Source organism: Spirillospora sp. CA-294931 (assembly GCF_050946795.1).
Classification (GTDB): Bacteria; Actinomycetota; Actinomycetes; order Streptosporangiales; family Streptosporangiaceae; genus Spirillospora.
The window spans coordinates 6582361-6597024 of record NZ_CP192006.1 but is presented as its reverse complement, the minus strand read 5'-3'; the positions used below and the strand labels follow the sequence as shown (position 1 = coordinate 6597024).

At 70.0% G+C, this 14664-nt stretch carries 19 protein-coding genes; 9 read left to right on the top strand and 10 right to left on the bottom strand.

Annotated features, from left to right (window positions below; all coding sequences use genetic code 11):
- Nucleotides 1-59: 59 nt before the first annotated feature.
- The 8 genes from ACQPY4_RS29700 to ACQPY4_RS29665 all read left to right on the top strand — a co-directional run bounded on the left by ACQPY4_RS29700 (nucleotide 60) and on the right by ACQPY4_RS29665 (nucleotide 6702).
- Entirely contained in the window at nucleotides 60-818 is a 759-nt protein-coding gene (locus ACQPY4_RS29700; protein WP_433326377.1) for a helix-turn-helix domain-containing protein, read from the top strand.
- 82 nt (nucleotides 819-900) lie between these two features.
- Nucleotides 901-2334: a 30S ribosomal protein S12 methylthiotransferase RimO gene (gene rimO, locus ACQPY4_RS29695; RefSeq protein ID WP_433326375.1), complete on the top strand. Its 1434-nt coding sequence runs from the start codon at nucleotides 901-903 to the stop codon at nucleotides 2332-2334.
- Nucleotides 2331-2921, top strand: a complete 591-nt coding sequence (pgsA, locus tag ACQPY4_RS29690; protein WP_433326373.1) for a CDP-diacylglycerol--glycerol-3-phosphate 3-phosphatidyltransferase — start codon at nucleotides 2331-2333, stop codon at nucleotides 2919-2921. Before rimO ends, pgsA begins: the two co-directional genes overlap by 4 nt.
- Before the next feature lie 71 nt (nucleotides 2922-2992).
- Nucleotides 2993-3805: a YndJ family protein gene (locus ACQPY4_RS29685; RefSeq protein ID WP_433326371.1), complete on the top strand. Its 813-nt coding sequence runs from the start codon at nucleotides 2993-2995 to the stop codon at nucleotides 3803-3805.
- Nucleotides 3802-4308, top strand: coding sequence for a DUF1990 family protein (locus tag ACQPY4_RS29680; RefSeq protein WP_433326369.1), 507 nt, complete (start codon nucleotides 3802-3804; stop codon nucleotides 4306-4308). Before ACQPY4_RS29685 ends, ACQPY4_RS29680 begins: the two co-directional genes overlap by 4 nt.
- A gap of 34 nt (nucleotides 4309-4342) precedes the next feature.
- Complete coding sequence (locus tag ACQPY4_RS29675; RefSeq protein WP_433326367.1) at nucleotides 4343-5641, top strand: CinA family nicotinamide mononucleotide deamidase-related protein; 1299 nt, start codon at nucleotides 4343-4345, stop codon at nucleotides 5639-5641.
- A 111-nt stretch (nucleotides 5642-5752) separates the two neighbouring features.
- Nucleotides 5753-6109 (top strand): helix-turn-helix domain-containing protein, encoded by a 357-nt coding sequence (locus ACQPY4_RS29670; RefSeq protein WP_433326365.1) that lies wholly within the window; start codon nucleotides 5753-5755, stop codon nucleotides 6107-6109.
- Nucleotides 6110-6234: 125 nt separating this feature from the next.
- The gene (locus ACQPY4_RS29665) at nucleotides 6235-6702 is read left to right on the top strand and encodes a Dps family protein (RefSeq protein ID WP_433326363.1); all 468 of its coding nucleotides are present in this window, start codon (nucleotides 6235-6237) and stop codon (nucleotides 6700-6702) included.
- A 110-nt stretch (nucleotides 6703-6812) separates the two neighbouring features.
- Here the strand turns inward: ACQPY4_RS29665 and ACQPY4_RS29660 are convergent, their stop codons facing one another.
- The 7 genes from ACQPY4_RS29660 to ACQPY4_RS29630 all read right to left on the bottom strand — a co-directional run bounded on the left by ACQPY4_RS29660 (nucleotide 6813) and on the right by ACQPY4_RS29630 (nucleotide 11886).
- Complete coding sequence (locus ACQPY4_RS29660) at nucleotides 6813-8066, bottom strand: glycosyltransferase (protein ID WP_433326361.1); 1254 nt, start codon at nucleotides 8064-8066, stop codon at nucleotides 6813-6815.
- Between the two features lie 136 nt (nucleotides 8067-8202).
- Nucleotides 8203-8670: an SgcJ/EcaC family oxidoreductase gene (locus ACQPY4_RS29655; RefSeq protein WP_433326358.1), complete on the bottom strand. Its 468-nt coding sequence runs from the start codon at nucleotides 8668-8670 to the stop codon at nucleotides 8203-8205.
- A gap of 98 nt (nucleotides 8671-8768) precedes the next feature.
- Nucleotides 8769-9161: a MarR family winged helix-turn-helix transcriptional regulator gene (locus ACQPY4_RS29650; RefSeq protein WP_433326356.1), complete on the bottom strand. Its 393-nt coding sequence runs from the start codon at nucleotides 9159-9161 to the stop codon at nucleotides 8769-8771.
- Between the two features lie 540 nt (nucleotides 9162-9701).
- Nucleotides 9702-10118: an ATP-binding protein gene (locus ACQPY4_RS29645; RefSeq protein ID WP_433326354.1), complete on the bottom strand. Its 417-nt coding sequence runs from the start codon at nucleotides 10116-10118 to the stop codon at nucleotides 9702-9704.
- Nucleotides 10119-10247: 129 nt separating this feature from the next.
- Complete coding sequence (locus ACQPY4_RS29640; RefSeq protein WP_433326352.1) at nucleotides 10248-11111, bottom strand: helix-turn-helix domain-containing protein; 864 nt, start codon at nucleotides 11109-11111, stop codon at nucleotides 10248-10250.
- A gap of 15 nt (nucleotides 11112-11126) precedes the next feature.
- Nucleotides 11127-11669, bottom strand: a complete 543-nt coding sequence (locus ACQPY4_RS29635) for a DUF6879 family protein (RefSeq protein WP_433326350.1) — start codon at nucleotides 11667-11669, stop codon at nucleotides 11127-11129.
- Nucleotides 11647-11886: a hypothetical protein gene (locus ACQPY4_RS29630; protein WP_433326348.1), complete on the bottom strand. Its 240-nt coding sequence runs from the start codon at nucleotides 11884-11886 to the stop codon at nucleotides 11647-11649. The genes ACQPY4_RS29635 and ACQPY4_RS29630 overlap by 23 nt, the downstream gene beginning before the upstream one ends.
- A gap of 107 nt (nucleotides 11887-11993) precedes the next feature.
- On the opposite strand from ACQPY4_RS29630, the gene ACQPY4_RS29625 reads away from it, so the two are divergent.
- A complete protein-coding gene (locus tag ACQPY4_RS29625; RefSeq protein WP_433326346.1) occupies nucleotides 11994-12209 on the top strand; it encodes a DUF397 domain-containing protein in 216 nt (71 codons plus the stop codon).
- A 125-nt stretch (nucleotides 12210-12334) separates the two neighbouring features.
- On the opposite strand, the gene ACQPY4_RS29620 is transcribed toward ACQPY4_RS29625, so the two are convergent.
- The 3 genes from ACQPY4_RS29620 to ACQPY4_RS29610 form a co-directional block, all read right to left on the bottom strand.
- Nucleotides 12335-13249 (bottom strand): LysR family transcriptional regulator, encoded by a 915-nt coding sequence (locus ACQPY4_RS29620; RefSeq protein ID WP_433326344.1) that lies wholly within the window; start codon nucleotides 13247-13249, stop codon nucleotides 12335-12337.
- Between the two features lie 106 nt (nucleotides 13250-13355).
- Nucleotides 13356-14162, bottom strand: coding sequence for a DNA-formamidopyrimidine glycosylase family protein (locus ACQPY4_RS29615; protein ID WP_433326342.1), 807 nt, complete (start codon nucleotides 14160-14162; stop codon nucleotides 13356-13358).
- 6 nt (nucleotides 14163-14168) lie between these two features.
- The gene (locus ACQPY4_RS29610) at nucleotides 14169-14633 is read right to left on the bottom strand and encodes an RrF2 family transcriptional regulator (protein ID WP_433326340.1); all 465 of its coding nucleotides are present in this window, start codon (nucleotides 14631-14633) and stop codon (nucleotides 14169-14171) included.
- Nucleotides 14634-14664: the final 31 nt, after the last annotated feature.

Here is a 14664-nt window from a genome sequence, read left to right as displayed (position 1 = left end):
GACTGGTGATGCTGGAGTGTGGGGATTTTGGTCATGGTGCGCTCTAAGGGAGGCTCGGCGTGAGCATCGGTGAGACCTTGGCGGAGGAGCGTTCGAAGGCCGGTCTCACTGTCACGCAGGTGAGTCTGCAGACCCGTATCCGCGAGTCGGTCATTCGCGGAATGGAACGAGACGATTTCACCGCCTGTGGTGGCAACTTCTATGCTCGCGGTCATATCCGCAGCGTCTCGCGTGTCATCGGCATCGATCCGGAACCCCTGGTCCGTGAGTTCGACGAGGCGCACGGCGGCGCGCCGCAGCCCGTCTCGGCGATCGCCGCGTTCGAGCCCGAGAAGCCGGTCGCGTTCCGCGAGCGCCGCTCGCCGAACTGGAGCGCCGCGATGGCGGTCGCGCTGGCGCTGGTGGTCGTCTACGGCATCGTCCAGCTCGGTTCCGGCGGCGAGCAGGAGCAGCGCACCGCCCGCCAGGTCGCGGACGCGCCCGTCACCCCGACGGCCACGCCGACGCCGACCCCCAGCCCTTCGACCGGACGCGGCGACCCGGTCGCGCAGGCGCCGCGCAAGAAGGTCGAGCTGCGCGTCAAGGCCCGCAGGACGACGTGGGTGAACGTCCGGGGCGACAAGGGCAAGTCGCTGTTCAGCGGCATGATCCGGGCCGGTGACACCCGGGAGTGGTCGGCCAAGAAGAAGATCAGCATCCTGATCGGCAACGGGAGCGGCGTCCGCCTGACCGTCAACGGCAAGGACCTCGGCACGCCCGGCGAGGGCGGCGGCGTCCTGCGCCTGTCGTTCACTCCGGACGACCCCGAGGCGTCCTGACCCGCGTCCCCACGAGAACGCCACCGCCCCCGAACCGCGGGGGTTGGTCGGCTCAACCGGCGGCGCCCATTACCGTTAGGGCATGTCCACACGTCGCACGGTCTCACTCGTCACGCTCGGATGCGCCCGCAACGAGGTCGACTCCGAAGAGCTCGCCGCCCGCATGGAGGGCTCCGGCTGGGACCTGAGCGACTCGGTGGACGGCGCCGACGTGGTGGTCGTGAACACCTGCGGCTTCATCGACGCGGCCAAGAAGGACTCGATCGACACGCTGCTGGCGGCGCACGACTCCGGCGCCAAGGTGGTGGCGGCGGGCTGCCTGGCCGAGCGGTACGGGGCCGAGCTGGCCGAGTCGCTCCCCGAGGCCGACGCCGTGCTGAGCTTCGACGACTACGCCGAGATCGGCGACCGGCTGGACGAGGTGATGGACGGGCGCCGCCGCCAGGCGCACACGCCGCGCGACCGCCGCACGCTGCTGCCGATCAGCCCGGTCGAGCGCTCGGCGTCCGCGCCGAAGGTCTCCATCCCCGGCCACGGCGACCTGCCCGACGGCGTCGCCCCCGCGTCCGGCCCGCGCGTGCTGCGGCGGCGTCTGGGCGGCGGCCCGGTGGCCCCGTTGAAGCTGGCCTCCGGGTGCGACCGGCGCTGCACGTTCTGCGCCATTCCCGCGTTCCGCGGCGCCTACGTGTCGCGTCCTCCGGCGGAGGTGCTGGAGGAGGCGCGCTGGCTGGCCGGTCACGACGTGCGCGAGCTGGTGCTGGTCAGCGAGAACTCCACGTCCTACGGCAAGGACCTGGGCGATCTGAGGGCCCTGGAGACCCTGTTGCCGCAGCTGACGGCGGTGGAGGGCATCGACCGCGTCCGGGTGAGCTATCTCCAGCCCGCCGAGCTGCGTCCGGGGCTGATCGAGGTCCTGTGCGGGACGCCCGGTGTCGCGCCCTACTTCGACCTGTCGTTCCAGCACGCCGCCGGGCCGGTGCTGCGCTCGATGCGCCGCTTCGGCGACCGCGAGCGCTTCCTGGAGCTGCTCGACCGCGTCCGGGCGCTGGCGCCCGAGGCGGGCGTGCGGTCCAACTTCATCGTCGGCTTCCCGGGTGAGTCCGAGGACGACCTGGAGGAGCTGATCGCCTTCCTGAGCGCCGCCCGGCTGGACGCCATCGGCGTGTTCGGCTACTCCGACGAGGACGGCACCGAGGCCGCCGACCTCCCCGGCAAGGTCGACCCCGACGAGGTCGCCCGCCGGGTCGAGGAGGTCTCCGCGCTGGCCGAGGAGCTGACCGCCCAGCGCGCCGAGGACCGGGTGGGCTCGACCATCGCGGTGCTGGTGGAGCGCAAGGCCGAGGAGGAGGGCGACGGGCTCTTCGAGGGACGCGCCGAGCACCAGGCCCCGGAGGTGGACGGCACGGTGCTGGTGCGCGGCGAGGGGCTCTCGCTGGGCCAGATCGTCGAGGCCCGGGTCGCCGCGAGTGACGGCGTGGACCTCGTGGCGGAGATCCCCGGGACGGAGATCCCATGACCGAGGGCTCGCCCGGCAGTCCGGGGACACCGCCCGCGCCGCAGGCGAGCGTCTACAACGTCGCCAACCTCCTCACGCTGGTCCGCATCCTGCTGGTCCCGGTCCTGGTGTGGCTGATGCTGGAGGACGGGACGGGCTGGCGCGTGGCCGCGTTCGCGGTCTTCGCGGTCGCGTCGATCACCGACAAGATCGACGGTGATCTGGCGCGGGCGCGCGGTCTGGTCACCGACTTCGGCAAGATCGCCGACCCGATCGCCGACAAGGCGCTGACCGGCGCCGCGCTGATCATCCTGTCCGCGCTCGGCGAGCTGTGGTGGTGGGTCACGATCGTGATCCTGGTCCGCGAGATCGGCATCACGCTGATGCGGTTCGTGGTGATCAGGTACGGGGTGATCCCGGCGAGCAAGGGCGGCAAGCTCAAGACGATGCTCCAGGTGCTGGCCATCGGCTTCTACATCCTGCCGGGCCCCTGGGATCCGATCCGCTGGGGGCTGATGGCCGCCGCGCTGGTGGTGACCGTGGTCACCGGACTGGACTACGTGGTGCAGGCGTGGCGCCTGCGGCGCGGCACCCCGGCCGCGTCCTGAGAGATTTCTCGCTTTGAACGTGTTCAGTCACGCGGTACGGTGTTGAACACGTTCAAACCGAGGAGGCCCGGGTGATCGCGCTGGTGAACGTCATCGTGATGACCGGAATGCTGGCCGTGGTGCCGATGGGACTGCGGCTGCTCGACACGCCGCCGCCGCTCCAGCGGGTCTGGATGGCCGGGGCGGTGTTCGGCGCCGTCTCCCTCTGGCTGCCGCGCGGGGCCCTGGCGGTCTCGCTCGCCGTCCCGTATGCCCTGGCCACGCTCCCGCTGGTCGCGCTCGCGCTTCGGTGGCGTCCCCGATCGGGAGTCGTGGCGGCGGCCGGAGCCTGCGCCCTGGCCATGCCGTCGGTCGCGGGCGTGGCGCTGGTCGCCGAGCGCGGCGGGGTGGAGCTCTTCGGGTTCTCGTTGAAGATCCTCTCGCTGACCGTCGCGCACTTCCACTTCGCGGGCTTCGCGGCGGCGCTGATCGCGGGCCTGGCCTGCCGCGCGGGCGGGGGCCGCGCGGGCGTTCTGGGGGCGCTGAGCGTCCCCGCCGGGACGCTGCTGGTCCTGGCGGGCTACTTCACCGGCCAGTGGGTCGAGTTCGCCGGAGCGGTCGTCCTGACCGCGGGCATGTGGCTGGTGGGCTGGGTCACCTGGCACGAGGTCCGCCCGGAGAGCCGCGCGACGGCCGTCCTGCTCCGGGTCTCGGCCGTGGTGCTCGCCGCGACCATGGTCCTCGCGCTGAGCTGGGCGCTGGGCGAGGCGTCCGGGTTGCCGCATCCGTCCATCGACTGGATGATCGCCACGCACGGGGTGGGCAACGCGTTCGGGTTCGGGCTGTGCGGGATGCTCGCCTGGCGGGCGCTGCGAGGCGTTCAGGAAGAGGAGGCCGTCCGATGAGCGACTTCACCTATACCGAGGTGGGTGCGACCCAGAAAGGCGATCTCCCGGACGGCTACAGCCATCTGCGGGTGCGCACGCTGCTGGGGGAGGGGCCGGTGGTCATGCGCAACGCCACCGACGCCCTGATGGAGTTCTGGATGCACCGGGCCATTCCCGTCCGGATCGAGGCGTCCGGGCCCCGCGCCGAGGTCGGCGTGGCCGTGGAGGTGCGCCTGGGCGTCGGTCCCCTGCGGATCAAGGCGCCGTGCCGCGTGGTCTGGGTCGAGACGGGGGAGCGCCGCGCGGGCTGGGCCTACGGCACCCTCCCCGGCCACCCCGAACGGGGCGAGGAGGCGTTCGTCGTCCACATGGACGACATGGAGGACGTCTGGCTCACCGTCACCGCCTTCGCCCGTCCCGCGGGCCTCATGGCGCGCCTGGGCGGCCCCCTCGTGCCCTTCATGCAGCGCGTCTACGCCCGCCGCTGCGGTGCCGTCCTGCGCCGTCTCGCGCGCGAGTAGATTCGGTGCTCCGGATCACAGGAGGGGGTACGCGGTGCGGGTCGAACTGCTGACCATCGGGGACGAGCTCCTGCTCGGCGACACGATCAACGGGAACGCGGCCTGGATGGGCCGCCGCCTGGCCGAGCACGACCTCGACGTCACCCGGAGCGTGGTCGTCGGGGACGAGCTGGACGTCATCGTCGCGGCCGTCGAGGAGGCCCTCGGACGCGCCGACGCGGTCATCACCACCGGCGGACTCGGACCGACCTACGACGACCTCACGCGGGACGCGCTGGCCAAGGCCGCCGGAGTCGCGCTCGTCCGCGACCCGGCCCTGGAGCGGCGGCTGCACGAGCGGGTCGCGGCGGCGGGGCGCGAGCTCCAGCCCATGGCGCTGCGGATGGCCGACGTCCCCGAGGGGGCGGCCCTGCTGGTCAACTCGGCCGGAACCGCCCCCGGGTTGCGCGTCGAGCTGCCGGGCGGCGTCGTGTACGCGCTGCCGGGCGTCCCGTATGAGATGCGCACGATGATGGACGAGGCCGTCCTGCCCGACCTCACCGGCGGCGCCCCCGCGTCCCGCGTCGTGCGCCGCACGCTGCGCACGGCCGGAGTCTGGGAGTCGGTGATCGCGACCAGGCTCGCCGCCGTCGAGAAGCTGGACGGCATCCGCCTGGCCTACCTCCCCTCGCCCGGCGAGGTGAAGATCCGCATCACCGCCACCGGCCCGGACGCCGTCCTCGCCCTCCAGGGCGCCGAGGAGCTGACCCGCGAGCTGCTGGGCTCGGCGGTCTACGGCGCGGGGGAGGACACGCTCGACCGCGTCGTCCACCGGCTCCTGGCCGAGCGGTCGGCCACCCTCGCCACCGCCGAGTCGATCACCGGCGGCCTGATCGGCGCCGAGCTCACCGGAACGCCCGGCTCGTCGGCCACCTACGCGGGCGGCGTCGTGACCTACGCCACCCGCCTCAAGCACGAGGTGCTCGGGGTCCCCGAGGCGCTCCTGGCCGAGCACGGGGCCGTCCACCCCGACGTCGCCGCGGCCATGGCCGAGGGCGTCCGCGACCGCCTCGGAGCGACCTACGGGGTGGCCGTGACCGGGGTCGCGGGGCCCGAACCCCAGGACGGTCAACCGGTTGGAACGATTTATGTCGGCGTGGCGGGTCCGGGCGGAAAACCAGCACGCGTGATCGATCCGCGACTCCCCGTGCCCGGCCCCGGGTCCGAGATCCGCGCCGTCCTCCGCAGGATGACCGTCGTGCACGCTCTTGACCTGGTACGACGTGAGATGCTGGGACTTGACGCGCTCGACGAAACCCCTGAGGCTCGTGACGATCGGGAAGAGTCGGGCTGATTACAGCGTTACGTTCGGAGCGAACACGAAATCAACGGTCTGCCACGGCCCCCGTCAGGGCGGGTACGGTGGAAGCGGCAGATGGTCCGAACTGAGGGAGGGAGCGAGACGATGGTCCTGCTTCGCCAGCTGCTCGGTGACGTACTGCGGCAGCTGCGGCTGCGCCAGGGACGCACCCTCCGTGAGGTGTCAGCGGCGGCACGGGTTTCCCTCGGATATCTCTCCGAGGTGGAACGAGGACAGAAGGAAGCGTCCTCGGAGCTGCTCGCCTCGATCTGCAAGGCGCTGGGGGTGCCGCTCTCCCACGTCCTGCGTGAAGTGTCGGACGCCCTGGCTCTCGCCGAACTGCAGCACGAGCCGGTCATGGCCGGCGCGCCGCCCGAGCACGAGCGCATCTCCGCCGAGTCGATCCCGTCCACCCCGGAAGAGATCACCGGCGAGTTCCGCGCCGACATGGTGGCCGCCTGACCTGCGGCTCGAGGAGAACGGATCAACGGGAGGTCTGTGGTCGGTCTCACGAATGACCCGGCAATTACGGGGCAGCCTTCAGTGTTGTAACGGTTAAGACCGGAACGACGCGGAAGGAGCCCATGATGGCTGCGGTCAAGAGCCCGCTCACCGAGCCCGCTCAGAAGACCACGGGGGAAGCGCTACAGGGCGCCCTCGTCGACCTGATCGACCTCTCGCTGGTCGTCAAGCAGGCCCACTGGAACCTCACGGGCCGCAATTTCAAGGTCGTGCACGAACATCTCGACGAGGTCGTCGCCCTCGCCCGGCAGGGCGCCGACGACGTGGCCGAACGGGCCGTGGCGATCGGGGTCAACCCCGACGGCCGCGTCCGCACGGTCGCCGATCGCACCTCGATCCCGCAGCCCGAGGCCGGCTACCTCGCCGACGACAAGGTCGTCGCCTCCGTGGCCGAGACGCTGGAACAGGTCATCGCCCGCTTCCGCGAGCGCATCGCGGCCACCGACGATCCCGACCCGGTAAGCCAGGACCTCCTCATCCAGATCACCGCCGACCTGGAGAAGCAGCACTGGATGTTCCAGGCCCAGGTCTGACCACAGGACGCCCCCGCCCGATCACGAGCGGGGGCGCCCGCACGTCCACCCCCAAGTGCGGCTCCAGTTGACCGCCCCGAACCCCAGACTGAGGCTCGGCGGCGAGGCGCCTAGGCGCTGGTAGGCCCCGACGCCCCGGCCCGGTCCGCGCCGACAACGACGGCCTGCCCCGCGCCGAGCAGGAGGTTCGCGGCGACCGTCGTCCCGTCGGCGCGGATCGTCCCGGCGGTGGCCCGTGCCCGGGCCTCGGACGCCAGCGCCGTCCCGAGCGCGGCGGTCAGAGACTCAACGGTCGGCTTCGGACCGTCATGAGCCGACCCGATGCCCAACTCCGCCACCCGGGCGGCCCAGCGTGGCTGGTCCGCGATCTGCGGGACCACCACCTGAGGCGCCCCGGCCCGCGCCGCCGCCGTCGTGGTCCCCGCCCCGCCGTGGTGCACCACCGCCGCCACCCGGGGAAACAACGCCTGCTGATTGACGTCACCAACGACGAAGCAGTCCACACCGTCGTCCATCGCGTCGAGCCCGGCCCACCCCCGCGCAAGAACGACGCGACGCCCAAGCCCCCGACACGCCTCGATGGCCACCCGGGCAATGTCCTCCGGGGTGTGCGCGGCCATGCTCCCGAACCCCACGTACACCGGCGGTTCGCCCGCGTCCAGAAACTCCTCCAGCTCTCCCGGAAGCGAACGCTCATCGGGCAGAATCCACGCCCCGGTCTGCACCACGTCCAGGTCGGTCATGCCCCCCGACGGCCACAGCGTCTCGTCCGCCGCCAGCCACGGCCGGTCGGTGAAGACATGGTCCCGGACGTTGTCCACCGGCGGCAGCCCGATCGCCGCCCGATGACGATTGAGCGCCTCACCGTAGAGCGCGTTCACCCTCTGAGCATCCTGCTCCCACAGCACCCGGTACTCGGTCTCCCCCTCCGGCGACGGCGTACCCGGCCGCCTCCCAGGCGGATAATGCCGCGACGGGAATCCCAACGTATGGAATCCGGCGCACACGTAACGGATGCCCAGCTTCTCGGCCACGTCCCGTGCGCCGGCCGGCATCAGACCGGTCGCCAGCAGCGCGTCACACCCCTCGGCCGCCACCGTCAGCGTTTCGAACCGCGCGGCGACCAGTTCGGCAGCGAGCCGGGACGCGTCCCGCGCCGTCGGCTTCGCCCCGGCGACCACCGAACGCACCGACGGCCCGAGCGGCACCATCGGCACGCCCGCACGCGCCAGCAGTGCCACGAACTCCTCATCCGGCGGCGCGCACACCAAGGCGTCCGCACCCAGTTCCCGCAGTCGAACCGCGAGCGCCGCCAGCGGTTCGACATCCCCGCGCGACCCCCACGTCGACAACAGCACACGCATTCCACGTCCCCCATTTCCCCAGGCCCTGGCCTTCCGGTCGGCAATCATGAGGGACGACCCGGGTCTTGCCGCAAGCCCCCAGGTGCGCTATAACCTGAAAATGCAAGGAGCGCACGCGCCCCTTGCATTTCTCATTTCAGCCTCCGGTTCCCTGCACGCGGGTGTTCTGGAACGCCGCGATCAACCAGCGCCCGGCCGTCTTCGTCGCGACGAAGGTCTGCACCGAGTTCGCCCCGGTGGGCACGACCCTCCCCTCGGTATGGAAGATCGCCACCCGGCGGGACAGGAACCGCAAGTCCACGATCCGCGCCTCGACACGGGTGCCCTTCAGCGGCCCGTCGAAGAGCGGCTGAAGCAGACCGATGATCTGTCTCCGCCCCACGGCGTGCACACCCCGAAAGTCGATGAGATCGGCGTCCGGTGTGTGAAACGCGGCGTACCTCGTCGCGTCCCCCTCGGCCCACGCCTGGTTGACCGAAGGCAGGAGACGGCGCACAGCCGCCTCATCAGCGGACCCGGGCCCGGCCTCGGCCGCTGATGAGACACCCGCGGTCCCGGCAAGAACGAGAACGGCGATTCCAAGAACAAGACGTCCGGCTTTCATGCGTCCGAACCCCTTTCGTCGAAGGCGATTGCTACGCCCCCAACGACACCATTACTTGCTTGAAGCAGCTAGTGCATGAAGCAGCAACCAGGGTGATCTCAGGGTGAACCCTGAGAGCGTCGCCGGGTGCCGTGCGCCCGGCCGCCGTCCCGCAGCCTCGCCGTCTCGGCCTGCGTGTGCTCCCGCTCCCGCCGCAGGAACTCCACCAGGAACCGCAGCTCGTCCTCCGAGAACCGGTCGACCTCTCGCCGCCAGCGCTCGTCCATCGGCTCGTAATAACGCGCGACCTCGGCAACCCGCTCAGGAACGACCCGCAGCACCACCCGCCGCCGGTCGGCCGCGTCCGCCTCCCGCCGCACGTACCCGCCCCGCTCCAACCGATCCACTAGCCGCGTGATCGCCCCCGTCGTCATCCCCATCGCCTCGGCCAGCCGACTGACCCCCACCGGCCCGCTCTCCAACAACGCCGCCAGGGCATGCACATCACTCACCGGTATCCCGAGCTGATGAGCCACAGCAACCTGAAACCGCACCGCCGAAGAGATAAACGCGGGCATCTCCCCACCCAACGCCCGCAGCAACTCCTCACGCTCACCCACAAAGCCCTCCCCAAGACCCATCCCCCGACGACCCTAACGATCCCCGAGAAGGCAGCACCCCCGCTAACGCTCGGCCAGCCGCTCCCCAAGTCGTCCAGCAGGTTCTGAACGCACGATGACGACGGTCAGGGCGCTAGGTCGTGACAACGGCCAAGGTCGGGGAAGCCCAAGATCGTTCGTGGACGTTCGAAGGGCCGGCCGCGTCTCGCTATTCGGGGCGGCGTCGCAGTCGGGATCATGTGGTCGGTGCTTCCAATGCCTGGTCTTCGCCGGTCTCGGCCACCGGAGCGGCGTTCGTACCACGGGGTGGAGATGTCGCCTGGTGCGGGTTGCAGGCCACCGTTCCGCCGACGTGCTCCCACCAGCCGGGCCCGTAGGTAATGGGCTTTCGGCAGTGGCGGCAGATCGGCCCCTGAACCATGGCGCCGACCGTCAATGGAGAGGGGATATCGCCAGGACGGCGAAGACCCATTTCCCTCGTCTGGTCGGGCGCCAGCCATAATGCGTGGCCAGCGCCGCCACGATGAGGAGCCCACGGCCGTCCTCGGCATCGTGCTCCGGCGATCGGAGACAAGGCGGCTCCGGGACGGCATCCCAGACCTCCACGGTGAGCGTGCCGAGGACCTCCTCGCTGAGGCGCAGCTTGAGGACGCTTTGGCTTCGCGCCTCGATCGCGTTCGTCACCAGTTCGGAAACGACGAGGACGCAGTCATTGGTCTGAGCCTCGGCGAGTCCCCAAGCGGTGAGGACGCGCGCGGTGGCGTGGCGGACGATGCTCACCGTGGCCGGCGTCGAAGGAAACTCGTGATCCAGCAGGATCCTCTGAGTTTCCTGCGCTGCTGTCGTCATCGGTGACTCCCAGATCGCAACCGCCGCGTCTCGCCGCACCGCGGAAGAACTGCCCGAACTCGTGTCACCTCACATTGGCCTCCGCGAGGAGGGTGGGGCCAGAAGTGAGGCAAAAAGTGGCACCGAGATTCACTGATAGGAGGTAGCGGCTGTCTCGATCAGCTTGCCTGCCTCAGCCCCGAACACAGCCGAGTGGTAGAGGTCTTCGAACGCCGCCAGGTACAGGGAGACCTCTCCTGGCGCGGTGATCGTGACCAGGGCGGAGAGGATCTCCACCTCCACCTTGCTGCTGTCGAACACGGTGAAGTTCTCTAGGACCCATTGAGAGCGGGGCCGTGCGAAGGGAAGCACTCCCAGGGCCACCGACGGGATCGCCGAGGCGGTGATGTCAGCCAGGTGTGCGAGTTGGTCGCGCATCACTTGCGGGCTCCCGAGACGATAATACAGCGCCGCCTCCTCCATCAGGAACAGGAACTTCCTGCTGGGGTGCCACAGGACGCGCTGTCGATCGATTCGGGCCGCCGCGGCCCCGGGGATGTCGTCGTCGGGGCCGCCCGATCGGCGTGACACCAAGGTGAGCAACTCGGTGACGTAGTCGCGTGTTTGGAGCAGGCCGGGGACGACTTGCGAACAGTACGTCCAGTCTGTGGAAGTCCCTTCGTAGAGGGGAAGCCGCGATTCCTGAAGGCGTCTGAGTCCGTCTTTGCCGCGCTGGAGCCGTTTCCAGGTCGCGTAGGCCGAGTCCGCTGCCTGTAGAGCGGCAACGAGGTCATCGGACTGGTCTTCGGCGTCACAGACGCGGCACCAGGCCCGAACGTCGGCGACCGTCGGGGGGCGCTGCCCGTGTTCGATCTTGCTGACCTTCCACCGATCCCAACCGGCGGCTTCGGCGAGGTGGCTGGACTTGATCCCGGCGTTCAGGCGAATCTCACGCAGCCGGTCGGCGAGGGCTTGGCGGGCAGCCTGGACAGCGGGGTACTGGGATGAGGCCACGGCGTCGGATCGCGGCTATCGCGGTCGGTATTCGTCGTGCGGAATCGCCCTGTCCCACACCGCTTCAAAGGCCCGCGCACAGTGCTTCACCACGGCCGGGTCGGTAGCCAACTCCGCGCCGAGGTAGTCACCTACGCCGGAAAAGTGCCCGAATCTCACGAGGCGGCCGTCCAGCAGCCAGAAGTCGTTGCCTGGCAGGCACAGGTCAGATGCGTTTCTGCGGGGCAACCAGCGAACCTGCTCGCCGGCTGCCTGGTTGAGCGCTCCCGCACCGTCGTACTCGAATCTGGTGAAGGGGGCCAAAGGCTCAGACACGACTCGCGCGCGGCGCATCTCTACGCCACGCGCCACCGTCACCCGGACGATCCGCGCCCATTCGTGTTCGTGCTCGGCGATGTCGTCCGGCGTTATCCCGCCCTCCAGCCAACGCAGAAACAACGGGTCATCGGGCGTGTAGGCATCGCGAAGCTCAAGGTGAGAAGCGGACCGCTGGACGGTGGCGAACAGCGCGCCGAAGTTCTCGGGATCGAGCTCGTCAGGTGCTGGTGTCTTGGTCACAGAGGGCCTCCAGGATGAGCTTCCGCATCCGGGCCGGAAACCTCACCAGCGTCTCGTTGGGTGCGAGCGGGCTGCGTTGTGCGGCCTCGTCGAGCATCGACGGATCCATCTCGGTCCAGCCTTGGAAGAGGACATCGCCGCTCTCGGTCTCGACGAACGCCGCCAGGCAGTTGCCGCCCTGAGTCTTGGGAGCGATCACCAGCAACCGTAGCGCCATGACGGCCTCCGTTGTTGAGGGCGAGGCAAAGTGAGGCACCTCCGTCAAGAGGGTTTCCTGCCTTGGAGGTGTGGTCAATGACTTCGCGGTGAGATTACTGTCCGCGCATGAACAACGAGAAGGTCGGCGTTAGCCATGTGTCCGGTGCGGTGTGGAGGAGGTCGAGCCACACCCGCGAGGGCAACTGCGTCGAGATAGCCAATGTGGGGCGTTATGTAGCGTTCCGTGATTCCAGGGACCCGGAAGGGCCGCGATTGCATGTGCACACGGCCGCGCTTGGGCGCCTCATCGAGGTGATCAAGGCCGGAGGTCTCGACGGGTAATCGGCCCCCGTGAATTCAAGGGTCGGTCTGCGTCTGAGGTGGATTGTTTTCGGGGGGTGTGGGGGGCGGAGCCCCCCACCTTGGGGGTTTGGGGGCGGGAGCCCCAAGGGAGAGCTGTCCGAGCGTTAGCGAGGGCCTTGCGGTTGGGGGCTTGGGAGTTGGGGTTTGTGTAGGTGGGTTTGGATGGTGGTGGCGAAGTCGGTGGCTAGGGGGGTTAGGGCGGTCCAGCGGCGGGCGGCCCAGCCGGTGGAGAGTGGGGGAAGGTCTGGGATGGGGATGAGTTTGACGATGTCGTCCTGCCAGCCGGGGAGGGCGGGGAGGATCGCGTGGCCCAGGCCGAGTTCGGCTAGGAGGAGGGCGGTGTCCCAGTCGGCGGCGCTCATGGTGGACGTCAGGCGCACGCTTCGTTGGTCCAGGTGGGATTCCAGGCGGAGTCTTGAGGTGGAGTGTTCGGGGAGTTCGATGTGGCGGATGGTTGCCAGGTCGTTGAGGGTGATCTTCTCTCGGTGGGCCAGGGGGTCGTCTGTGCGGACGGCCAGGACCCAGGGGAGGGTGTAGGAAGGGCGTTGTTCTACGCCCTCTTGGTCGGAGCCGATGGTGACCCAGGCCAGGTCGGCCTCGTGGGCTCGTACGGCGGCCAGGCAGCGGCGGGTGGAGTTCGCGGTGACGAATTGCAGGGACGCTTCGGGGTGTTGTTCGCGGAAGGCGGCGATGCCCTCGGCCATGAAGTGGCGGACGGTCGTGGCGCCCGTGACGATGCGGACGGTGCCGCCGACGCCGCGGCGCAGTTCGTCCAGTTGGCGGAGTGCGGCGTCGATTCCGGCCAGGCCGTCGGCCGCGGCCCGGTAGAGGATCTCGCCCGCTCGGGTTGGTGAGACGCCGCGGGGACGGCGTTCCAGCAGGACGAGGCCGGTCTCGCGTTCCAGGCGCTTCACGTGCTGGCTTACCGCCGGCTGGCTGCGGGAGAGGTCGCGGGCCACCGCGCTCAGGTTGCCCGCCTCGCAGACGGCTACGAAGGCGCGGAGGTCGTCCAGTGTCATGAGCTCTAAGCTAGAGCTTGGGTGTGGTTAAGAGAACCCTGGAATTGACTTGGGTTGCCCGGGAAGGCGACGATCTAGGTGCGGGCGTTGGATCCGGCGACCCGGTTCACGGCGGCGACTCGGTCGGGCCCGGCCGAGCGTCGACCGGCTGGCAGCGGGGGCACCAGTAGGTGGTGCGGTCGGCCTGGGTGGCGCGGTCGATTCTGGTGCCGCAGCGGCGGCAGGGACGGCCCGCGCGGCCGTAGACCCAGTGCTCCTGGCCTCGGCGGCGGTCGCCGGTGGTGATGTGGCCGTGGCGGGTCTTGTTGGCGTCCAGGAGGCGGTGGGAGAGGTCTACCAGGGCGGGGAGGTCGGCGACGTCCCGGACGGGAGCCAGGGGGTGGACGCCGCTGAGGAACAGGGCCTCGGCCTTGTAGACGTTGCCTATGCCTGCCAGGCGCGTTTGGTCGAGGAGGGCCTCGGCTATCGGGCGGGACGGGGCGGACGCCAGGCGGCGGACGGCCTCGGCGGCCAGGTCCGGGCCCCAGTCGGGGGCCAGCAGGTCGGGGCCAAGGTGACCGACGGCCTCGGATTCGCGGTCGGTCCTCAGCAGCTCGACGATGCCCAGGGAGAAGCCCAGGGCCAGGTGGTCGGTGTTGCCCAGGGCCAGGCGGAGGCGGTGGTCGCGTGGGGGAGGGCCCGCCGGACGGACGCGCCATGTGCCGTCCATCTTCAGATGCGTGTGGACGGTCAGGCCGCCCTCGACGCGGGTGAGCAGGTGCTTGCCGCGCGGAACCGTCTCCAGGACGCCGCGTCCGCGCAGGTCGGTGGTGGCCAGGCGGGGGACGCGGAAGTCGCTGCACGTCAGTGACCGCCCGGTCAGGGCCTCGTCGAGGCGCCGGGCGGTCAGCCAGACGGTGTCGCCTTCGGGCATGGCGAATCAGATCAGGGAGGGGCTCTCCCAGGCGGCCGGGTCTTCGGTGAGGCGGTTCACCGGCTCGGGCAGCTCGCCCGAGGCGATGTGGGCGAGGCTGACCTGTTCGAGGATCGCGCGCTCGCTGGCGCGCAGGGCGATCCACACCTCTTGCAGGGACCGCGCCGGGCCCTCGTAGCCGACGTGCTCGGGGCGCTCGCCCCGGACGCCGAGCAGCGGGCCGTCGATGGCGCGGATGATGTCGGCCATGGAGATCTGGTCGGCCGGCTTGGCCAGCCAGTAACCGCCCTCGGGGCCGCGCTGGCTCCGGATGAGTCCGGACCTGCGCAGCTGGCCGAGGATGTTCTCCAGGAACTTGGGTGGGATCTGCTGGGCCTCGGCGAGCTGGACCGCTGTGACCGGATGACTCCCGGCCACAGCCAGCTCCGCGGCGGCACGCAGCGCGTAGTCGACCCGTGCGGACAATCGCATGGTCTTATTATCCCTTGCCGATCGGACTGGT

Coding starts and splice junctions, on each gene's coding strand:
- rimO (WP_433326375.1), top strand. CDS start 901: ATGTCCACACGTCGCACGGTCTCACTCGTCACGCTCGGATGCGCCCGC.
- pgsA (WP_433326373.1), top strand. CDS start 2,331: ATGACCGAGGGCTCGCCCGGCAGTCCGGGGACACCGCCCGCGCCGCAG.
- ACQPY4_RS29680 (WP_433326369.1), top strand. CDS start 3,802: ATGAGCGACTTCACCTATACCGAGGTGGGTGCGACCCAGAAAGGCGAT.
- ACQPY4_RS29670 (WP_433326365.1), top strand. CDS start 5,753: ATGGTCCTGCTTCGCCAGCTGCTCGGTGACGTACTGCGGCAGCTGCGG.
- ACQPY4_RS29665 (WP_433326363.1), top strand. CDS start 6,235: ATGGCTGCGGTCAAGAGCCCGCTCACCGAGCCCGCTCAGAAGACCACG.
- ACQPY4_RS29660 (WP_433326361.1), bottom strand. CDS start 8,066: ATGCGTGTGCTGTTGTCGACGTGGGGGTCGCGCGGGGATGTCGAACCG.
- ACQPY4_RS29655 (WP_433326358.1), bottom strand. CDS start 8,670: ATGAAAGCCGGACGTCTTGTTCTTGGAATCGCCGTTCTCGTTCTTGCC.
- ACQPY4_RS29645 (WP_433326354.1), bottom strand. CDS start 10,118: ATGACGACAGCAGCGCAGGAAACTCAGAGGATCCTGCTGGATCACGAG.
- ACQPY4_RS29630 (WP_433326348.1), bottom strand. CDS start 11,886: ATGGCGCTACGGTTGCTGGTGATCGCTCCCAAGACTCAGGGCGGCAAC.
- ACQPY4_RS29625 (WP_433326346.1), top strand. CDS start 11,994: ATGAACAACGAGAAGGTCGGCGTTAGCCATGTGTCCGGTGCGGTGTGG.
- ACQPY4_RS29620 (WP_433326344.1), bottom strand. CDS start 13,249: ATGACACTGGACGACCTCCGCGCCTTCGTAGCCGTCTGCGAGGCGGGC.
- ACQPY4_RS29615 (WP_433326342.1), bottom strand. CDS start 14,162: ATGCCCGAAGGCGACACCGTCTGGCTGACCGCCCGGCGCCTCGACGAG.
- ACQPY4_RS29610 (WP_433326340.1), bottom strand. CDS start 14,633: ATGCGATTGTCCGCACGGGTCGACTACGCGCTGCGTGCCGCCGCGGAG.